12 protein-coding genes are annotated in these 15,628 nt (G+C 57.0%); 3 read left to right on the plus strand and 9 right to left on the minus strand.

The genetic code is table 11. The features are described 5' to 3' along the window. Nucleotide 1: 1 nt before the first annotated feature. Complete coding sequence (locus tag HKD32_RS05585) at nt 2-766, minus strand: SDR family oxidoreductase (RefSeq protein WP_194257667.1); 765 nt, start codon at nt 764-766, stop codon at nt 2-4. Nucleotides 767-869: 103 nt separating this feature from the next. Here HKD32_RS05585 and HKD32_RS05590 point away from each other — a divergent pair, with 103 nt between their 5' ends. Further along, on the plus strand, nt 870-1,289 hold the full coding sequence (locus HKD32_RS05590) for a winged helix-turn-helix transcriptional regulator (protein ID WP_194257668.1): 420 nt from the start codon (nt 870-872) through the stop codon (nt 1,287-1,289). Between the two features lie 40 nt (nt 1,290-1,329). Here HKD32_RS05590 and mdoH read toward each other — a convergent pair whose 3' ends face one another. From mdoH to HKD32_RS05630, 8 genes are all read right to left on the minus strand, one after another. Beyond that, nucleotides 1,330-3,504: a glucans biosynthesis glucosyltransferase MdoH gene (gene mdoH / locus HKD32_RS05595; protein WP_194257669.1), complete on the minus strand. Its 2,175-nt coding sequence runs from the start codon at nt 3,502-3,504 to the stop codon at nt 1,330-1,332. After that, nucleotides 3,480-5,027 (minus strand): glucan biosynthesis protein, encoded by a 1,548-nt coding sequence (locus HKD32_RS05600; protein ID WP_061931940.1) that lies wholly within the window; start codon nt 5,025-5,027, stop codon nt 3,480-3,482. The genes mdoH and HKD32_RS05600 overlap by 25 nt, the downstream gene beginning before the upstream one ends. A gap of 165 nt (nt 5,028-5,192) precedes the next feature. Further along, nucleotides 5,193-5,843: a dethiobiotin synthase gene (gene bioD, locus HKD32_RS05605; RefSeq protein WP_061931942.1), complete on the minus strand. Its 651-nt coding sequence runs from the start codon at nt 5,841-5,843 to the stop codon at nt 5,193-5,195. Next, entirely contained in the window at nt 5,840-6,607 is a 768-nt protein-coding gene (locus tag HKD32_RS05610; protein WP_194257670.1) for a methyltransferase domain-containing protein, read from the minus strand. Before HKD32_RS05610 ends, bioD begins: the two co-directional genes overlap by 4 nt. Further along, nucleotides 6,600-7,226, minus strand: a complete 627-nt coding sequence (locus tag HKD32_RS05615) for an alpha/beta fold hydrolase (RefSeq protein ID WP_061931946.1) — start codon at nt 7,224-7,226, stop codon at nt 6,600-6,602. Before HKD32_RS05615 ends, HKD32_RS05610 begins: the two co-directional genes overlap by 8 nt. Then, the gene (locus tag HKD32_RS05620; RefSeq protein WP_061931948.1) at nt 7,223-8,401 is read right to left on the minus strand and encodes an aminotransferase class I/II-fold pyridoxal phosphate-dependent enzyme; all 1,179 of its coding nucleotides are present in this window, start codon (nt 8,399-8,401) and stop codon (nt 7,223-7,225) included. The genes HKD32_RS05615 and HKD32_RS05620 overlap by 4 nt, the downstream gene beginning before the upstream one ends. After that, nucleotides 8,398-9,765 (minus strand): adenosylmethionine--8-amino-7-oxononanoate transaminase, encoded by a 1,368-nt coding sequence (locus HKD32_RS05625; RefSeq protein WP_194257671.1) that lies wholly within the window; start codon nt 9,763-9,765, stop codon nt 8,398-8,400. The genes HKD32_RS05620 and HKD32_RS05625 overlap by 4 nt, the downstream gene beginning before the upstream one ends. A gap of 334 nt (nt 9,766-10,099) precedes the next feature. Further along, nucleotides 10,100-11,554 (minus strand): protein adenylyltransferase SelO, encoded by a 1,455-nt coding sequence (locus HKD32_RS05630; protein WP_194257672.1) that lies wholly within the window; start codon nt 11,552-11,554, stop codon nt 10,100-10,102. Between the two features lie 413 nt (nt 11,555-11,967). On the opposite strand from HKD32_RS05630, the gene HKD32_RS05635 reads away from it, so the two are divergent. Then, nucleotides 11,968-14,118: a peptidase domain-containing ABC transporter gene (locus HKD32_RS05635; RefSeq protein WP_062025773.1), complete on the plus strand. Its 2,151-nt coding sequence runs from the start codon at nt 11,968-11,970 to the stop codon at nt 14,116-14,118. Nucleotides 14,119-14,121: 3 nt separating this feature from the next. Then, nucleotides 14,122-15,579 carry an HlyD family type I secretion periplasmic adaptor subunit gene (locus HKD32_RS05640; RefSeq protein ID WP_194257673.1) on the plus strand — a complete coding sequence of 486 codons (1,458 nt, stop codon included), beginning with the start codon at nt 14,122-14,124 and terminating at the stop codon, nt 15,577-15,579. Nucleotides 15,580-15,628 lie beyond the last annotated feature (49 nt).

Here is a 15,628-nt window from a genome sequence, read left to right on the forward strand (position 1 = left end):
GTCAGCCGTTGCGCGCCTTTGCAGCGAACGCATTAAGCTTGACCAGCGTGTCGTCAAACTGCCCGTTAGCTTCGGCAAATCGCAGAAAGCGGACACGTTCCACAAGGATTTCCGGAGGTGTTGGCTGCTGGGAAAGCAGTGCCATGACCTCGTCGGAAAAGTCATCGAGAGGCTGATAGCCCGGACGTGTCTCCTGTCCTGGCGTGAGTCCCGTCTGGACCGCAGGCGGGGCCAGTTCAATGACTTCGACTTTTCCTTTCAGGACTTCGCGAAGAGCGATCGTATAGGAATGGATTGCGGCTTTCGTGGCGTTATAGGTTGGCGTGGTGGTGAGCGGGACGAACGCCAGCCCGGACGTCACATTGATGATAACAGCGTCCTGCTGCTTCACCAGATGATCGGTCAGGGCGTTGATGAGGCGGATCGGGCCGAGAAGGTTCGTCGTGATCGTGTCTTCAGCGTCTGTCAGATCGTGGGTTTTGGTGAGATCTTCAAACCGCATGATCCCGGCGTTATTGATGACGACATTCAGGTCTGGATAGGCTTTCAGAAGGCGATCCGAAAAATCGGCGATGCCGTCAGCACTCTCAAGATCCAGTGTCAGCGTGTGCATGTTGGGACGGCCTGCAATGGCGCTTTCCAAAGCATCCTTCCGCCGTCCGGCAACGATGACTGTATTGCCCGCGTCATGCAGCCTCTGTGCCAGGGCTTGTCCTATGCCCGAGCCGCCACCGGTTACCAGGATTGTATTTCCAGTCTGTTTCATCGGAGTTGCTCCTTCATGAATTGGAACACTTTATCTAGCGGGCTATCGTTGATCGGGAAGAAGGCACCTCAAAGATTTATACGCACCAGAAGGAGAGCGACCCATGATGGATAATCCCTATGAGGCGTCTCCAGAGCGCCGTGCCCAGCGGCTTGCTGAGACGGCGCCGACCGAGTGTGACGTGCGTGTTGGGCGACTGGTGACAGACCTGATCGGACGTGTGGCCGATAAGTGGACGATGATTATTCTGGAAGTGCTGGAAGAGCATAAAGAACTGCGCTTCACGGAACTGGCGCGCAAGGTTGAGGGCATCAGCCAGAAAATGCTCACACAGACGCTCCGCCACATGGAGCGCGACGGCATGGTGACCAGAACCATTCATCCTGTCATCCCGCCGCGCGTGGACTATCGTCTCACGCCGCTTGGTCTAAGCCTCGGCGCTGCGTTCTGCGGTGTCTGGATTTGGGCGGAAAAAAATCTGGCAGAAGTGGAAGCCGCCCGGACGACTTTTGATGCCAGATGAGGTCCATGCCTGACAGAATAGTGTCAGGCATGGAGGAGTTTTACTCGGGCAGGTTTTCGAGCAGGGCCACACCTTCAGCAGACCCAAGGACAGCAGCTTTTTCCTGACGGTTCAGTTTGGAAAGAGCGGTCTTGAGAGACGAGGCTTCCTTCAGCTTGACCAGACCCACCAGAAGGTTTGCATCAATGGCACTTCCCGGTTTGCGGGCTGGAGGAAGGGCGCCGAGATGCGCGTCCAGCAAGGTACGGTCTGTCCGGAGCAACGCAAAAGCTTCTTCTGGCGGCTGATGCGGCGCATGCATGGCTTCAGTCCGCAGGCGATCATTCTCTGCCGCAAGGCGCAGGATTGGCGGCGGAGCCGTTTCTTCCTCGATCAGCAGTAGGCCAGCCTTGCGCAATCCCAGCCCGACATCGCGGCTTGCCGTCAGGGCCGCCAGTGGAATAGCCAGAACAAGCCCCAGCAGCACGGGCGTCATCCACAGGAACAGCGCCTGCGAGACAGACCACGCAGCCGCAGCCAGAAGGACGCCGAAAACCGTGTAAACCCAGTAGCCACGCGCAACTTCACGCAGGGAAACCCGACCATCTTCGCGGTTCTGGGCATTCCAGCCGGAATCCCGGCCCAGCAGGATGGAAATCACACCGGATGTCTGGATCAGCATGGCAATCGGGGCAATCAGGCCGCCAATCAGTGTTTCCAGAATGATGGACAGGAACAGTTTGATAACACCGCCTGACCTCCGGAGTGCTGCACGGTCAAACAGCATGGCGATAAACGCCAGCCCCTTGGGTGCCAGCAGGATGCCCATCGTGCCGATGAACACGAACTTCGCCTGGACCGGGTCAACGCGCGGCCAGTGCGGATAGAGCGTTGGTTTCGTGCCGAAATATTCCGGATGATAGAAATGCGACTGAAGGGAAATCAGAATTCCGAACAGCAGGAACAGCAGCCACAGCGGGGACATGACGTACGAGCCAATGCCGGTGAGCATATGCGTACGGCTGACCCAGTGCAGGCCCTTTGTTCCAAGGATCTTGGCATGCTGAAGATTGCCCTGACACCAGCGGCGGTCACGGATAGCGACGTCCGTTAGCGAGGGCGGGCTTTCTTCGTATGAGCCGAACAGTCCGGGCACCATGTGAATGGCCCAGCCACCACGGCGCATCAGAGCGGCTTCAACGAAGTCATGGCTCAGAATGTGACCACCGAAGGGAGGACGGCCCTTCAGATGCGGGAGGCCAGCCTGTTCGGCGAAGGCGCGGGTACGGATAACCGCATTATGACCCCAGTAATTGCCTTCCGAGCCATGCCACCACGCAATCCCATGCGCGATGAGGGGGCCGTAAACACGCCCGGCGAACTGCTGCATCCGTGCGAAAAGTGTGCGGCCGCCAACGATCACTGGAAGTGTCTGGATCAGGCCGACGCCATCATGGTTTTCCATAGCAGACACGACGCGGACGATCAGGCTGCCATCCATGACGCTATCGGCATCCAGCGTCAGCATCTGCTGGTAGGAGCCACCAAAGCGTACCACCCAGTCATGCAGGTTTCCGGCTTTGCGGTCCGTATTTTGGTGACGGCGGCGATAGAAGATGCGCTGATGATCGCCAGTAGCCTGACGAAACGTCAGAAAAGCCCGCTCTTCCTGTAGCCAGACATCCGGGTTGGTTGTGTCTGACAGGATAAAGAAATCAAATGCGTCAATCTGGCCGGTTGCCAGAATGCTGTCGTAGATGGCTTTGAGACCTGCAAGAACCCGTGTCGGGTCTTCATTGTAGGTCGGCATCAGGACGGCGGTTCTGGCCTTCAGACGGGGAAGTGCGCCCGTGCGCTGGATACCGAGGCCTAACCCACCACGGCAGATCAGAGACACAAATCCGCCAAGGCTGGACGTGAAGGATAGCGCGATCCAGAAGCCCAGAATGGCAAACAGCACCAGAACAATCACGCCCAGTGTCGAAACACCGAGCGAGTTGAAAACCTGGTTGATTTTGTAGACCCCGAAGCCTGTCAGCAGAATGGCCGTACCAAACACGAACAACCGCCGCAGCCAAAGCAGCTTCGGTGTTGTGTCCAGAATGCGGAAGGGGCGCCCGTGGCGATCCGGCTGCTGCTGGAGGTTCTGAGGCTCCATTTTGAGCGGAGCTTCACGGGGAAGAAAAGGGGCTTCGGACGGGGAAAAATCTGTCACGGCGTCCAACGATACATCCATTTTTCAGAAACCGGCCCCTGATCGTTTGCCAACTGGGCCTGAAGCTCGGAGGCTTTGGCATCCCCCGGTACGAACTCGAAAGTGGTGCGCCAGCCTTTGATGTTCGGGTTGGGCTCTACAACGACATTGCGGATCGTACCCGGCGTACTTTGTGAGATCAGGTGAAAATGCGCATCCGCCGGAAGGTTTTGGAAAGGTGCCCCCGTGAAGTCGATGACGAACATGCGGGCATCGGCGTGATCCGTTACCGCACCAATCCGGGTCCCGCCTACGCGAGCCAGCGGTGTCGGCCACGGTGTGTCCCAGCCCCAGTACATGCGATAGGTAAAGCTGTACTCCTGACCGGCCTTGAGCGGTGCCTTCGGACGCCAGAAGGACACGATGTTGTCGTTTACTTCATTGGGCGTCGGGATTTCCACCAGATCGACGGCACCGTCGCCCCAGTTCCCAATCGGCTCGATCCATAGGGAGGGGCGCTTTTCGTAGTTAAGCGCCAGATCTTCGTAATCGTGGAAGGAACGCTTGCGCTGCATCAGGCCAAAGCCATGCGGGCTGCTGTCCTGAAAGGCTGAGAACTGGAGATCTGTCGGGTTAACGAGCGGACGATAAAGCTGCTGGCCCGAGCCGGTCCAGACCTGAAGGGCTTCGCTGTCATGAGCGGCCGGACGCCAGTCATCGACGTGATTGTGCTCGTTGGCATCAAAATAGAACATGCCGGTCAGCGGTGCGACGCCGGATTCTGTAATGTCCTGACGCGGGAAAAGCGAGGACTGGACATCGAAAACAGTCGTGTCACCCGGACGGATCGTGAAGCGGAACGCTCCTGTGACGGATGGGCTGTCCAGCAGGGCATGGATCACAACGGATTCAACACCGGGTTCAGGCTTTTCCAGCCAGAATTCACGGAAGAGCGCGAATTCTTCCCCTTTGGAGTTCCCTGTTCCGTTTGCGAAGCCACGGGCGGAAAGGCCGTAGTTCTGACCTTTTGCGACGGCCCGGAAGTAGGACGCTCCGAGGAAGACAGCACATTCTTCCATTACGCCGGGGGTGTTGATGGCATAGCGCAGACGGAGGCCGGCAAAGCCCAGATCGTCGGTTACGCGCAGCATGGAGTTGGCGTAGGTGAAGAGGTCCGGATCATAGGCGATCGGGGTCGACTGACCGCCAATCACTTCATTCATCCCGATCCGGGGTTTGTAGAGAAAGCCACGCGGGAAAAACTCAACTTCGAAAGCCAGATTCTGGCCATGCCACAAGGCGCGGTCCGGATTGAACGCGATGCCACGGAACTGATCGAAATCGAGATTGGCGATTGCGGAGGGCAGACTCTGGGGTGGAGGAGCGTAGGGCGATCTGGAGAGCTTTTCAGCAAGAGCGCGAACGGTCCCGTTATCGAACGGAACAGTTTTTGGAGCCTGCTTTGCGGCAGGCGGCGCGGACTGAGCATAAGCCAGACCACCGGAAGCCCCCATAAGGGACATCCCAGCTCCAAGCTTTACCAGATCACGACGCAGGATACTCATACTTTTCCCTACAGTCCCAGTTTCTACCAAACTTCCGAAATCGGAGTGGTTATGTCCCACCGATACGCCGGATGCAGTTCGTTGCGAAGAGACGTTCTATGATTGCAGAGTTATTTCACAAGGGTTGGGCATGTCCTTTTCATGGCAGAGCCGGAAAAGGACACATCATTGTGAACTCTGTTGCTGGCAGACATAAAAAGGTGGCACGCGGTCGGCTATTTCAGAAACAGACGTTTCATTTATTTCTTCAAGACGTGGAACGCTGAACAGTATCCGGACGTTCCCGAACCTTTCAATATCCCGCGCATTTCCTGAATTCTCAGGTCCGCTGAGGACGACGCCAAGAACCGGAATTCCCCGCCTGCGAAGTGCTTCCAGGCTGAGAAGGGTATGGTTGATTGTGCCCAACCCGCTTCGGGCGACAAGAACGACGGGCAGATCCATCTGTTGGATCAGATCAATCATCAGCATGTCTTCCCGGATCGGAACCATCAGGCCGCCTGCGCCTTCGACCACGAGGGGGGATTGTACGGCCGGGAGCACCAGACGGCCCGGATTGATGGTTACGCCTTCCAGATTGGCTGCGGCCAAAGGTGCTAGCGGGGCCTGTAATCCATAAGCCGGGGCAATGATTCGGTCGGCTGTGAGTTCGGCAAGGGTGCGGACGGTCGGTGTATCACCCGCTTCATCAGCCAGCCCCGTCTGAAGTGGTTTCCAATAAGTGGCATTCCACGCTTTCGTCAGGATCGCGCTGGCAAGCGTTTTGCCGATTTCCGTGTCTGTTCCGGTGACGAACACGCCGCGAAAACTGTTCATGGAGTGTCCTTTCTGAAAATTCCGAGGCCAATCCTGTAGGTCATAGCCTGATGGTGCCTGTCAAAGTGGCGCATGGCGCGACGCAGGGAGCCTAGACTTGCCGGAGTACTGCCAGACTGGGGTAGGGAGGCACCGATCTGGCGCAGCCTATGCAGGAAGGTGCGGGCATTGGGGGCTGGATCGTGGAGGGTGGTGACGTCCCACTTTCCAGAACCGCCCTCTGGCCATTCCCGTTGAAGGGCTGATGCGTCCGTATAAGAAGGAACGCCACAGGGTGCGCCTTCCTGCTCGCAGGAGGAGCGCCATTCCCCAAGGCTCCCCGGCAGAAGTGTCGTGAGCATGAGAGAGCCGCCGGGGGCAAGTTTCTGACACAGGCGCTGAAGAGCGGTCTGGCGGTTTTCAAACCATTGAAAGCAAAGGCTGGACGCGATCAGCTCGAAGGGGCCGTCCACGTCTGGATATTCGCCATCCATGACGCGGAATGTGACAGGCCGGTCTGTCAGTCGTTCCTGTGCCCGGGTAATCATGCCGGGTGCCAGATCAGTCGCAATTAACGCGCTATCTGGGAAGGAAGCAGAGAGTTTTTCGGTAAGAAAGCCAGTGCCGCATCCAAATTCCAGAATCCGTGTCGGGCGTGACTGTGCCAGTTCCTCGCGGATGCGTTCGGCCAGAAGTTCGGCGCAGCGATACTGGATATCGGCTGCTGCATTGTAATCCTGTGCCGCGTCAAACCGTTGGGCAATCTGGTGCTTGCGCTCATCCATGGCGTATCGACCATTGTCGGATAAAGCTGGCGCAAAGAGCGGGTTCCGTTAGGGGCAGAAGGTGACCTCCGTCCACAATCGAGCCGGGACTGGCAAAGCCGGACCGGGCTGGCGGAAACGGATCTGACTGCCCTGTCATCCAGTGCAGGCGGTCGCCCCATCTGGCGGCCTGCTCTCTTGCGTCGTCCAGAAGCAGTTTTTCTAGTCCGGTATCAAGGCGTTCGAGAGCAGGAGGGCCGGGGAATGGCTCATCCGTGCCGCATCGCTGACGGAAGTCGGCCAGAACGGTTTCTGGTGATTTCTGGAGCTGGCGCCTCATTCGTTCCAGAACGCGGGCGGGAACACCGTCTGGAAAGTTGTCGGCAGCGGAGAAACGGGAGAATCCGTTGAAGAGGACAAGACCTTCGCACCCCGGAAGATCCTGACTCAGCAGGACAAGGCTGCCTGCTGAATGCCCGACGGCGAGATAAGGCGTCTGGGGCAATGGTGGATGGAAGGGAGCACCGAAATAGCCAGCGTCTACGATGGACGCTTCGACGTCCGGCAAGTGGTGCAGCATGGAGGTCCAGAATGACGCATCAAACCCCCAGCCATGCATAAGATACAGGGGAAGGCTCATTGGTCGTTTCCGGCCAGCCGAATGATGGCCTCGGCCAGTCGCTCGATTTCAGCGTCCTGAAGGCCGACATGCAGGGCAATCCGTAACCGTGCCGTTCCAGCGGGAACGGTGGGAGGGCGGATTGCGACGGTCAGGAATCCTTCGCTTTCCAACTTTGTTGCGACGTCTAGTGCGCGTTGGGCCTCGCCTATCAGAACGGGGACGATCTGCGTCGTGGATTCAGCGGTATCGAATCCAGCGTTATTCAGGAGGGCCCGTAGTGTCTCGGCCTGTCCCAGCAGGGCCGTCCGTTCCGTGTCCATGCCGGGAATGACGTCCAGCGCGGCATCTATGGCTCCGAGAACTGCCGGAGGGAGCGCCGTACTGTAGATGAACCCTGAGGCGTGATTGATCAGATAGTCGCAGAGCAGTCGGGAGCCGGCGATATAGGCGCCCATTCCACCGAGTGCCTTGCTGCACGTGCCCATGGTCAGATCGGCCAGACCGCCAGAAAGACCATGCCCATGAGGCCCCAGAACGCCAGTCGCATGGGCTTCGTCAACATACAGAAACGCGTCGTAACGGTCTGCCAGCGCCCGAAGGGCTGGGACGTCGGCGCGGTCGCCGTCCATGGAGAACACGCTTTCCGTCACGATCATCCGCAAGCCGGGTGTGGCAGCTTCGCGTTTGAGCAGTGTTTCCAGGTGGGCAAGGTCATTGTGACGGAACCGGACCTGCCGAACGCCTGCTGCGGCGCATCCATGATGCAGGCTGGCATGGTTCAGCCTGTCCGAAAACACGATCATCGGATGGCCGGTCTGGGCCACCGAAAGGGCGCAGAGTGCTGGGACGACGGAGGCATTCGCCTGCCAGCCTGAAGCAAACAGGAGCGCCGAGTCACAGTGCTTGAATCGGGCCAGTTTCTCTTCAACCGCGTGATGCAGATCCAGCGTGCCGCAGACCAGTCGGGAAGCCCGTGCACCGGTTCCATACCGGAGGGCCCAGTCCGCAGCCCTTTCTCGCAACAGGGGATGATCCGCAAGGCCCAGATAATCGTTGGAGGAAACGTCGATCAGGCGTTGCCCATCGCGCAGGATGGCGCCTGTCTCGCGAGTGACAGGGCGGAGACTCCGGCGGGTTCCGGCTGCCTCACGCTTCTGAAGGGCCGCAGCGAAATGAGCGTCAAACAGGGTCATGCGTTATCCCGAAGAACGGTCACGATGCTGGACGTCAGATGGGAAAGGTCTTCGGGTGTGATTGTGAAGGCCGGTGTCAGGTACACGATATTGCGGAAAGGTCTGATCCAGGTACCGTGCGTGACGAAGGCGCGACGCAGGACATCCGGGTTTTCGATCTTCTCAAGCTCGACCACGCCGATTGCGCCCAGCACGCGCACATCTTTGACCCCCGGGATCGTTCGGCAGGGTTCTAGTTCGCGGCGAAGCTGATCGGAAATCCGGGCGACCTGTTCAAGGCGTGGCTCCTGTTCGAACAGATCCAATGACGCATTGGCGACTGCACAGGCCAATGGGTTCGCCATGAAAGTCGGGCCATGCATGAGTGCTTTGCCACCCTCCGTCGACAGGAACGCCTCAAACACGCTTTTTCTTGCAACGGTGGCCGCCAGTGCCATGGTTCCACCGGTCAGGGCTTTGGAAAGGGCCACGATGTCAGGCACGATGTTGGCCTGCTCACAGGCGAACATGGTTCCGGTCCGGCCAAAGCCTGTAAAGATCTCATCGAGGATCAGCAGGAGACCAAAGCGGTCACAGAGTTCCCGCAGACGACGCAACACCTCGGGGCTGTGAAACAGCATTCCGCCAGCGCCCTGAACCAGAGGCTCTGTGACGATGGCGGCGATCGTGTGGCCTTCCTTTTCCAGAAGGGCTTCAAGCCGGGCAATGCTGGCGTCATCGACGGGCAGGTCAGCCAGAACCTGTTTTGGCAGTACGCCTGCGAACAGGCTGTGCATCCCCTCTTCGGGGTCACAGATGGACATCATGCCCAGCGTGTCCCCGTGGTAGCCGCCACGGAAGGACAGCATTTTCGTGCGTCCCTCTGTTCCGCGATTGATGTGGTACTGCACGGCCATCTTGACCGCGACTTCCATCGCGACCGATCCGGAATCGGTGAAGAATGTCCGTTCCAGATCCCCGGGCAGAAGCTCTGCCAGTCGCGCGGCCAGACGGCGGGCCGGTTCATGGACCATTCCCCCGAACATGACATGTGGCATCATGCTGGCCTGCTGGATCAGCGCCTGCTGAATGTGCGGATGACTGTAGCCGTGACAGGCGGTCCACCATGCAGCGACACCGTCCACGAGTTCGCGACCATCCGCCAGCGTGATGCGACTCCCCGATGTACGAACGGCCTCCACCGGGAAGGGCGCGGTCTGCATCTGTGTGTACGGCAGCCAAAGATGTGGGAGGTCGGCCGCAGGACGGTTCGCCTCGGTAGATGAGACTGTGGCGGGTGAGACTGTGCAGGACATTCCAGCGTTTTCCCGCATGGTCCGGGGCAAGTCCATCCCCCCGGCCATGATGCTGTCATCGGATATCATAAAAAGGTCACGCTTTAACGGGAAACGATCTGGCATGAACCCCGTTATTGCACCGCCCTGACCTGTGTCGGTGGCGGCAGAAAGGACGTTCTTTCGCGGTTGGAAGGACAATCAAGGTCAGGATCAATGCTGAATTCCAAGGTTATTCATGTCAACGGCGTGTTTCTGGGAACGGCCATCATGAACAGCAGCATGAACACTCTGCGATTCTATGCGACGCATGAGAGTGTGCGTGCATTGCATAATGCGTGCATGCCAGATCTCCTGGCGCTCTATTGTCAAGTCAGACGTCTTTTCAACAACAGCCGTTTGACTCTGCAGGGCGCCTGATCCTTCAGGTTCCACAGAACGTGTTTCGAACCCGCTCATGCTGGGCGGGGGGCTGATCGAGACCATCGTCTGCATCGTCAAAAGGATGCGACAGAGCTTCTGTCAGACGATGGAAAGGCTCATAGTTTCCTGCCACAGCAGCTGTAATGACGGCCTCAATCTGATGATTGCGAGGAATGATCCGTGGATTGACGGCTTTCATCGCCAACGCACGCTCTTCCGCGCTTATCGTCTCCGCAGCAAGACGGTGTTGCCAATCCTGTAGCCACGCAGTCGCTGGCGCCTGATCCTGGAAGATGTTGAGGAAGCTCGATGACTTGCCGGTCTGAGCAACATTGCAAAGCTCACGAAACGTCAAAGTGAAGTCTGCTTCACTCCGATGCATCAGGGTCAGAAGTCTGGAAATCAGAGTAGTGTCAGATTTCTGTTCTGTAGCTAGCCCCAGTTTTTGACGCCAGCCTGCGAGATAGGCTTCTCCAAAGATATCGTCGAAACCTGTCAGGGCTTCTGTTGCCATTTTGACGGCATTGTCCGTATCTGGATCAATGCACGGCAGAAGAGCTTCTGCTAAGCGGCCCAGATTCCACAGTGCCATGTCTGGCTGTTGGCCGTAGGCGTAGCGGTCATTCTGGTCAATGAAGCTGAAAACTTTCCCCGGATCATAGGCGTCGAGGAACGCGCAGGGACCGAAATCAATGGTTTCTCCGGCGATGGACATATTGTCCGTGTTCATGACGCCATGGATGAAGCCGACAAGCATCCATTGGGCGACCAGCCGGGCCTGGCGGCGTACGACAGTTTCCAGCAGCGCCAGAGCACGATTGGGGCTGGTCGCCAGTTCCGGATAGACGCGCTCAATCACATGATCGATGAGAATGTGCAGGGCTTCCAGATCTCCGCGTGCTGCAAAGTACTGGAACGTGCCAACGCGAATATGGCTTGTGGCAATGCGTGCAATGACGCCGCCGGGCACCAGCGTTTCCCGAAGAACATTTTCTCCGGTTGCAAGGGCGGCGAGAGCGCGGGTTGTCGGAATACCCAGAGCGGCCATTGCTTCACTGACAATATATTCGCGCAGGACTGGCCCCAGTGCTGCGTGTCCGTCTCCGCGACGTGAAAAAGGGGTTGGGCCGGAGCCTTTGAGGTGTAGATCCCAGACCTGTCCGTGCAAGTCCTGAAGTTCTCCCACCAGCATGGCTCGTCCATCTCCTAAAGAGGGAACGAAATGCCCGAACTGGTGACCCGCATAGGCCATGGCGACAGGGGGAAGGCCGTCCGGACGCAGGCCGTGAGAGAGCAGGGACATTCCGGCAGGGCTTTTCAGCCACTCGGGTGAGAGTCCAAGAGCTATGGCAAGCGGTTCATTCAGCGCGATCAGGACAGGTGCCTGAAAAGGACGGCTTTGCAGGGGGGCAGAGAACCGTTCCGGCAGGGTGGCGTACTGGCGAAGAAGCTGCATGAAACGTCTCTGTCAAATGGATGCTGGTGCCTTCTCACATGGGACACCGCGGAAGATCAGGAAAGAACTCACAGGATTTTTATGGAGGTTTTTGCCATAAAACTTCGAACGCCAGTGAAGCGCAGTCATAAAAAAGACATCTCTCCACAGAGTTTCGTGTTGGTGTTTCTTCGAAAAGAAACAAGTTTTGGAAGGAAGTGACTTTTCTTTTTGAAAAGATTTTTTCTTCAGGGAGAAAGGGGGAGGTGACGGAAAAGATAGTATTCTCTATTCATGAAATATGAACGGGCGTTTCTGCCTTTGATGCCGCCTGTGCGGGACCACAGCATAGAGGACATTTCGTGGAGCAAACCCAGCGCGTGTCTGGCCCCGGAAGGGACGTAAGCCCGGCAGTCATCCGACTATATGCAACCATGGCTGCTGCCCGTTTTCACGGGGTTGAGCTTGATATCCGCGACTTTGCGGCCGAGCCGGGTGAATCCTCGCCTTCTCCTGCGTCTCTGGCACGTTGGCTGACATCGCAGGGTGTTGTGGCCAAGGGAATGCGTCTCCGGTGGCGCTACCTGATCCGTCTTCGGAATACCCCGCCTGTTGTTCTGATGTTCAAAGACGGCTCTGCGGGACTTATGGTCTCGGCGAATGCGGACAAGGGCATTGTCTGGCTCCGGGATCCGATGGGTGGCGAAGGGGATGCGCCTGTTCCCGTTGATGAACTGCGTCTTTCCCAGGTCTGGACTGGGGATGTGCTTCTGGTGAAGAGGCGCATCAACGAGTCTGAAGCTGATGCGCGGTTTGACCTGCTTTGGTTTGCCAAGATGACCATGCGAGAGAAGTATATTCTCCGGGATATTGCTTTCTCTTCCATGGTACTCAGTATTCTTCAGGTTTTTCCCGCCCTGATCGTGATGCAGGTGCTGGACAGGGTGGTGAATTACCACTCGATGGCGACACTGGTTTCTCTAACGGCTTTCGTTGTTATTCTGACGTTCTATGAAGTTCTCCTGAGTTACGCCCGACGAGAGCTTTCGCTGGTCTTGTCGACCCGGTTGGACGCGAGAATTTCGTTGCATGCCTTTAACCGCCTGCTTGCCCTTCCACTCGAATTCTATGAGCGGCAACAGACAGGCGAAATTCTGGGTCGCTTTATGGCGATCTTCAAGGTCCGTGACTTTCTCACTGGCCAGTTGATGAGTACCCTTCTGGATCTGTTTACACTTGTTGTCGTGCTGCCAATTCTTTTCGTACTCAGTCCGACACTTGCCTGGATGACGCTTGCCGGGGCTGGCTGTATCGGGTTGGTCGTCGTTATCTTCCTGCCTATTCTGACCCGTATCATGGGACGTCAGGTTCGGGCGGAAATGAACCGCGGCTCAACCCTTTACGAAACAGTCGCTGGTATTCGAACTGTCAAGACACTGGCGCTTGAGCCAACCCGTCGTGAAGAATGGGATGAGAAAACGGCGGAAGTGGTTCGGTGGAAACTGGCTGCTGGGCGCATGTCCAACTGGCCTCAGACCCTCGTGATGCCTTTCGATGCCTTCATCAGTCGTGGCGTCATTCTTGTCGGTGCTTATCTGGTGCTGACGAACGCCAGCAATATGCAGGCTGGCGCGCTGGCGGGCTTCATGATGCTAGGTGGTCGTGTGGCCCAGCCGCTGGTTGGGTTGGCAAGGCTGATGGAGGCTGTGAATGAAGTGACGGTGTCACTGAGTGAGGCAGGCGCTGTGCTGAACCAGCCAACAGAAACAAAAGCGCTTACCACCGGAATGCGGCCGCCGATCAAAGGGGCTTTGTCTTTCAGGGATGTAAACTTCTCTTACCCGGGTTCTTCCACGAAAGCTCTGAATAACGTCAGTTTTGAAGTGCCGGCAGGAACGATGCTGGGATTGGTGGGGCGGTCTGGTTCCGGTAAGTCGACTGTTACACGCCTTCTTCAGGGTGTCAGCCGCAACTATACGGGTTATCTTCGTCTGGACGGGGTGGATCTGCGTGAGATCAACCTGACTCATTTGCGTCGCTCTTTTGGTGTGGTGTTGCAGGACAACTTCCTGTTCCGTGGTACAGTCAAGGACAATATTACCGCGGGACGTCCTGGACTGACCATTGATGACGCCATTCGCGCTGCAAGGTTGGCGGGGGCTGAAGAATTCATCGAACGGATGCCTGCCGGATACGATACTTTCATTGAGGAAGGGTCGACCAACATTTCGGGTGGTCAGCGTCAGCGTCTGGCCATTGCGCGTGCCGTCATCAGTGATCCGAAGCTGATGATTCTTGATGAAGCAACGTCCGCTCTTGATCCTGAGTCCGAAGCTTTGGTGAACGCCAATCTTCAGCGGATTGGCAAGGGAAGAACGATGGTGATCGTTTCTCACCGTCTGTCCTCGCTGGTGGATTGTCATCAGATTGCCGTGATGGACCAGGGTAAGCTTGTGGATATCGCACCGCATCATGTTCTGCTGGAACGCTGTGAGATCTACCGGACGTTGTGGCTACAGCAGAATCGACATCTCAATTCTGCGGGCGCCTCTGGCGAGTCCAGCCAACTGACCGAAGGAGAATAAGACATGAGCTCCTCCGACATGATTCCGCAGAATGGTCAGGCTCCAGAAGAGAATGGTCACGAGAACTTCAACAGCCATGTACCGCGTGCCGCGACGGATCCGTTTGCGCCGCAGGATATGCCCATTGCCCTGCTGGAATTCCATTCCCCGACAGCAGGGCTGGTTAATCTGCCTGCCACGCCTTCTGCGCGTTACGTGGTCTGGCTGATTGGATGTCTGTTTCTGGCCTGTCTGGCAGGAATGGCATTTTTCCCAATCAATCGTGTTGTCAGCACGACAGGACGTCTGACGTCTACGCAGCCCACCATTGTCGTGCAGCCACTGGAAACATCGATTGTTCGTTCCATCGATGTGCATGTGGGCGACTTCGTGAAGAAGGGACAGGTGCTTGCGCATCTTGATCCGACCATTACAGAAGCCGACATCACGAACATGGGTCTGCAGCGGGATGCCTATCAGGCTGAACTTGACCGTCTGAAAGCGGAAGCTGACGACAATGACTATGTGCCTGATACATCCAATCCCGCATCTGTTCAGCAGGGGGCTGCTTTCCTGCGGCGGCGGAGTGAATATCGTGCGCGGGTCCAGAATTATAATCAGCAGTTGGCTGGTCTGGAAAGCGATCTGCAAGGGTATCGGGCCAATGCGGCCATGTATGCCAGCAAGATGCGTGTTGCTTCTGAAGTTCTTAAAATGCGTCAGCATGAACAGGCTGATCAGGTCGGATCACGTCTCTCTACGCTCGCAGCCCAGAATGATATGATGGAAGCTGAGCGTGCAGAAATCTCTGCACAGCAGAGTGCAAACTCTGCTGAAAGCAAGATAGCGGCCATGAAAGCTGAACGTGACAGCTATATCGAGAACTGGAAAGCTCAGGTTTACACGAACCTGACGGAAACCCAGCATCATCTGGATGAATATCGCAGTTCATATGAGAAGGCGCGTCTGCGTCAGGATCTTATTCTGCTCAAGGCTCCGGAAGACGGTATTGTTCTCACGATTGCCAAGGCTTCAATCGGTTCTGTCCTGCAGTCAGCCGGTCAGTTCATGACACTGGTTCCGACAGGTTCCGGTGTGGAGATGGAAGCTGTCATGAAAGCCAGCGATGCGGCTTTCGTGAAAATTGGAGATCATGCGATCGTGAAATTTGCAGCGTTTCAGTACAATCAGTACGGCGGTGCTGAAGCAACAGTGCATGTTATCAGCGCAGACTCTTTTGAAAAATCTGATGGGAGCAATCCTGGAGACAATAGTGCGGTAGCAGGAGGCCCAGACGGATCAGTGTACTATCGTGTCCGCCTAAGGATTGATCGTTACACACTCCACGGACAGCCGGACTTCTTCCATCCTACGCCCGGTATGCCGGCAACAGCAGATATTGACGTTGGCCAGCGGACAATCCTGAAGTATCTCTTCGGGCGGGTTGCTCCGGCCCTGACGAACGGTATGAGAGAGCCGTAAGGCCAGAGAACGCCCGGGCTCTCCGGGCGTTTTTCACTTCTATCGGACC

Source organism: Gluconobacter japonicus, from assembly GCF_015244665.1.
GTDB classification, from domain to species: domain Bacteria; phylum Pseudomonadota; class Alphaproteobacteria; order Acetobacterales; family Acetobacteraceae; genus Gluconobacter; species Gluconobacter japonicus.

Coding starts and splice junctions, on each gene's coding strand:
- HKD32_RS05635 (WP_062025773.1), top strand. CDS start 11,968: ATGGCTGCTGCCCGTTTTCACGGGGTTGAGCTTGATATCCGCGACTTT.
- HKD32_RS05625 (WP_194257671.1), bottom strand. CDS start 9,765: ATGATATCCGATGACAGCATCATGGCCGGGGGGATGGACTTGCCCCGG.
- HKD32_RS05590 (WP_194257668.1), top strand. CDS start 870: ATGATGGATAATCCCTATGAGGCGTCTCCAGAGCGCCGTGCCCAGCGG.
- bioD (WP_061931942.1), bottom strand. CDS start 5,843: ATGAACAGTTTTCGCGGCGTGTTCGTCACCGGAACAGACACGGAAATC.
- HKD32_RS05610 (WP_194257670.1), bottom strand. CDS start 6,607: ATGGATGAGCGCAAGCACCAGATTGCCCAACGGTTTGACGCGGCACAG.
- HKD32_RS05640 (WP_194257673.1), top strand. CDS start 14,122: ATGAGCTCCTCCGACATGATTCCGCAGAATGGTCAGGCTCCAGAAGAG.
- HKD32_RS05620 (WP_061931948.1), bottom strand. CDS start 8,401: ATGACCCTGTTTGACGCTCATTTCGCTGCGGCCCTTCAGAAGCGTGAG.
- mdoH (WP_194257669.1), bottom strand. CDS start 3,504: ATGGATGTATCGTTGGACGCCGTGACAGATTTTTCCCCGTCCGAAGCC.
- HKD32_RS05585 (WP_194257667.1), bottom strand. CDS start 766: ATGAAACAGACTGGAAATACAATCCTGGTAACCGGTGGCGGCTCGGGC.
- HKD32_RS05630 (WP_194257672.1), bottom strand. CDS start 11,554: ATGCAGCTTCTTCGCCAGTACGCCACCCTGCCGGAACGGTTCTCTGCC.
- HKD32_RS05615 (WP_061931946.1), bottom strand. CDS start 7,226: ATGAGCCTTCCCCTGTATCTTATGCATGGCTGGGGGTTTGATGCGTCA.
- HKD32_RS05600 (WP_061931940.1), bottom strand. CDS start 5,027: ATGAGTATCCTGCGTCGTGATCTGGTAAAGCTTGGAGCTGGGATGTCC.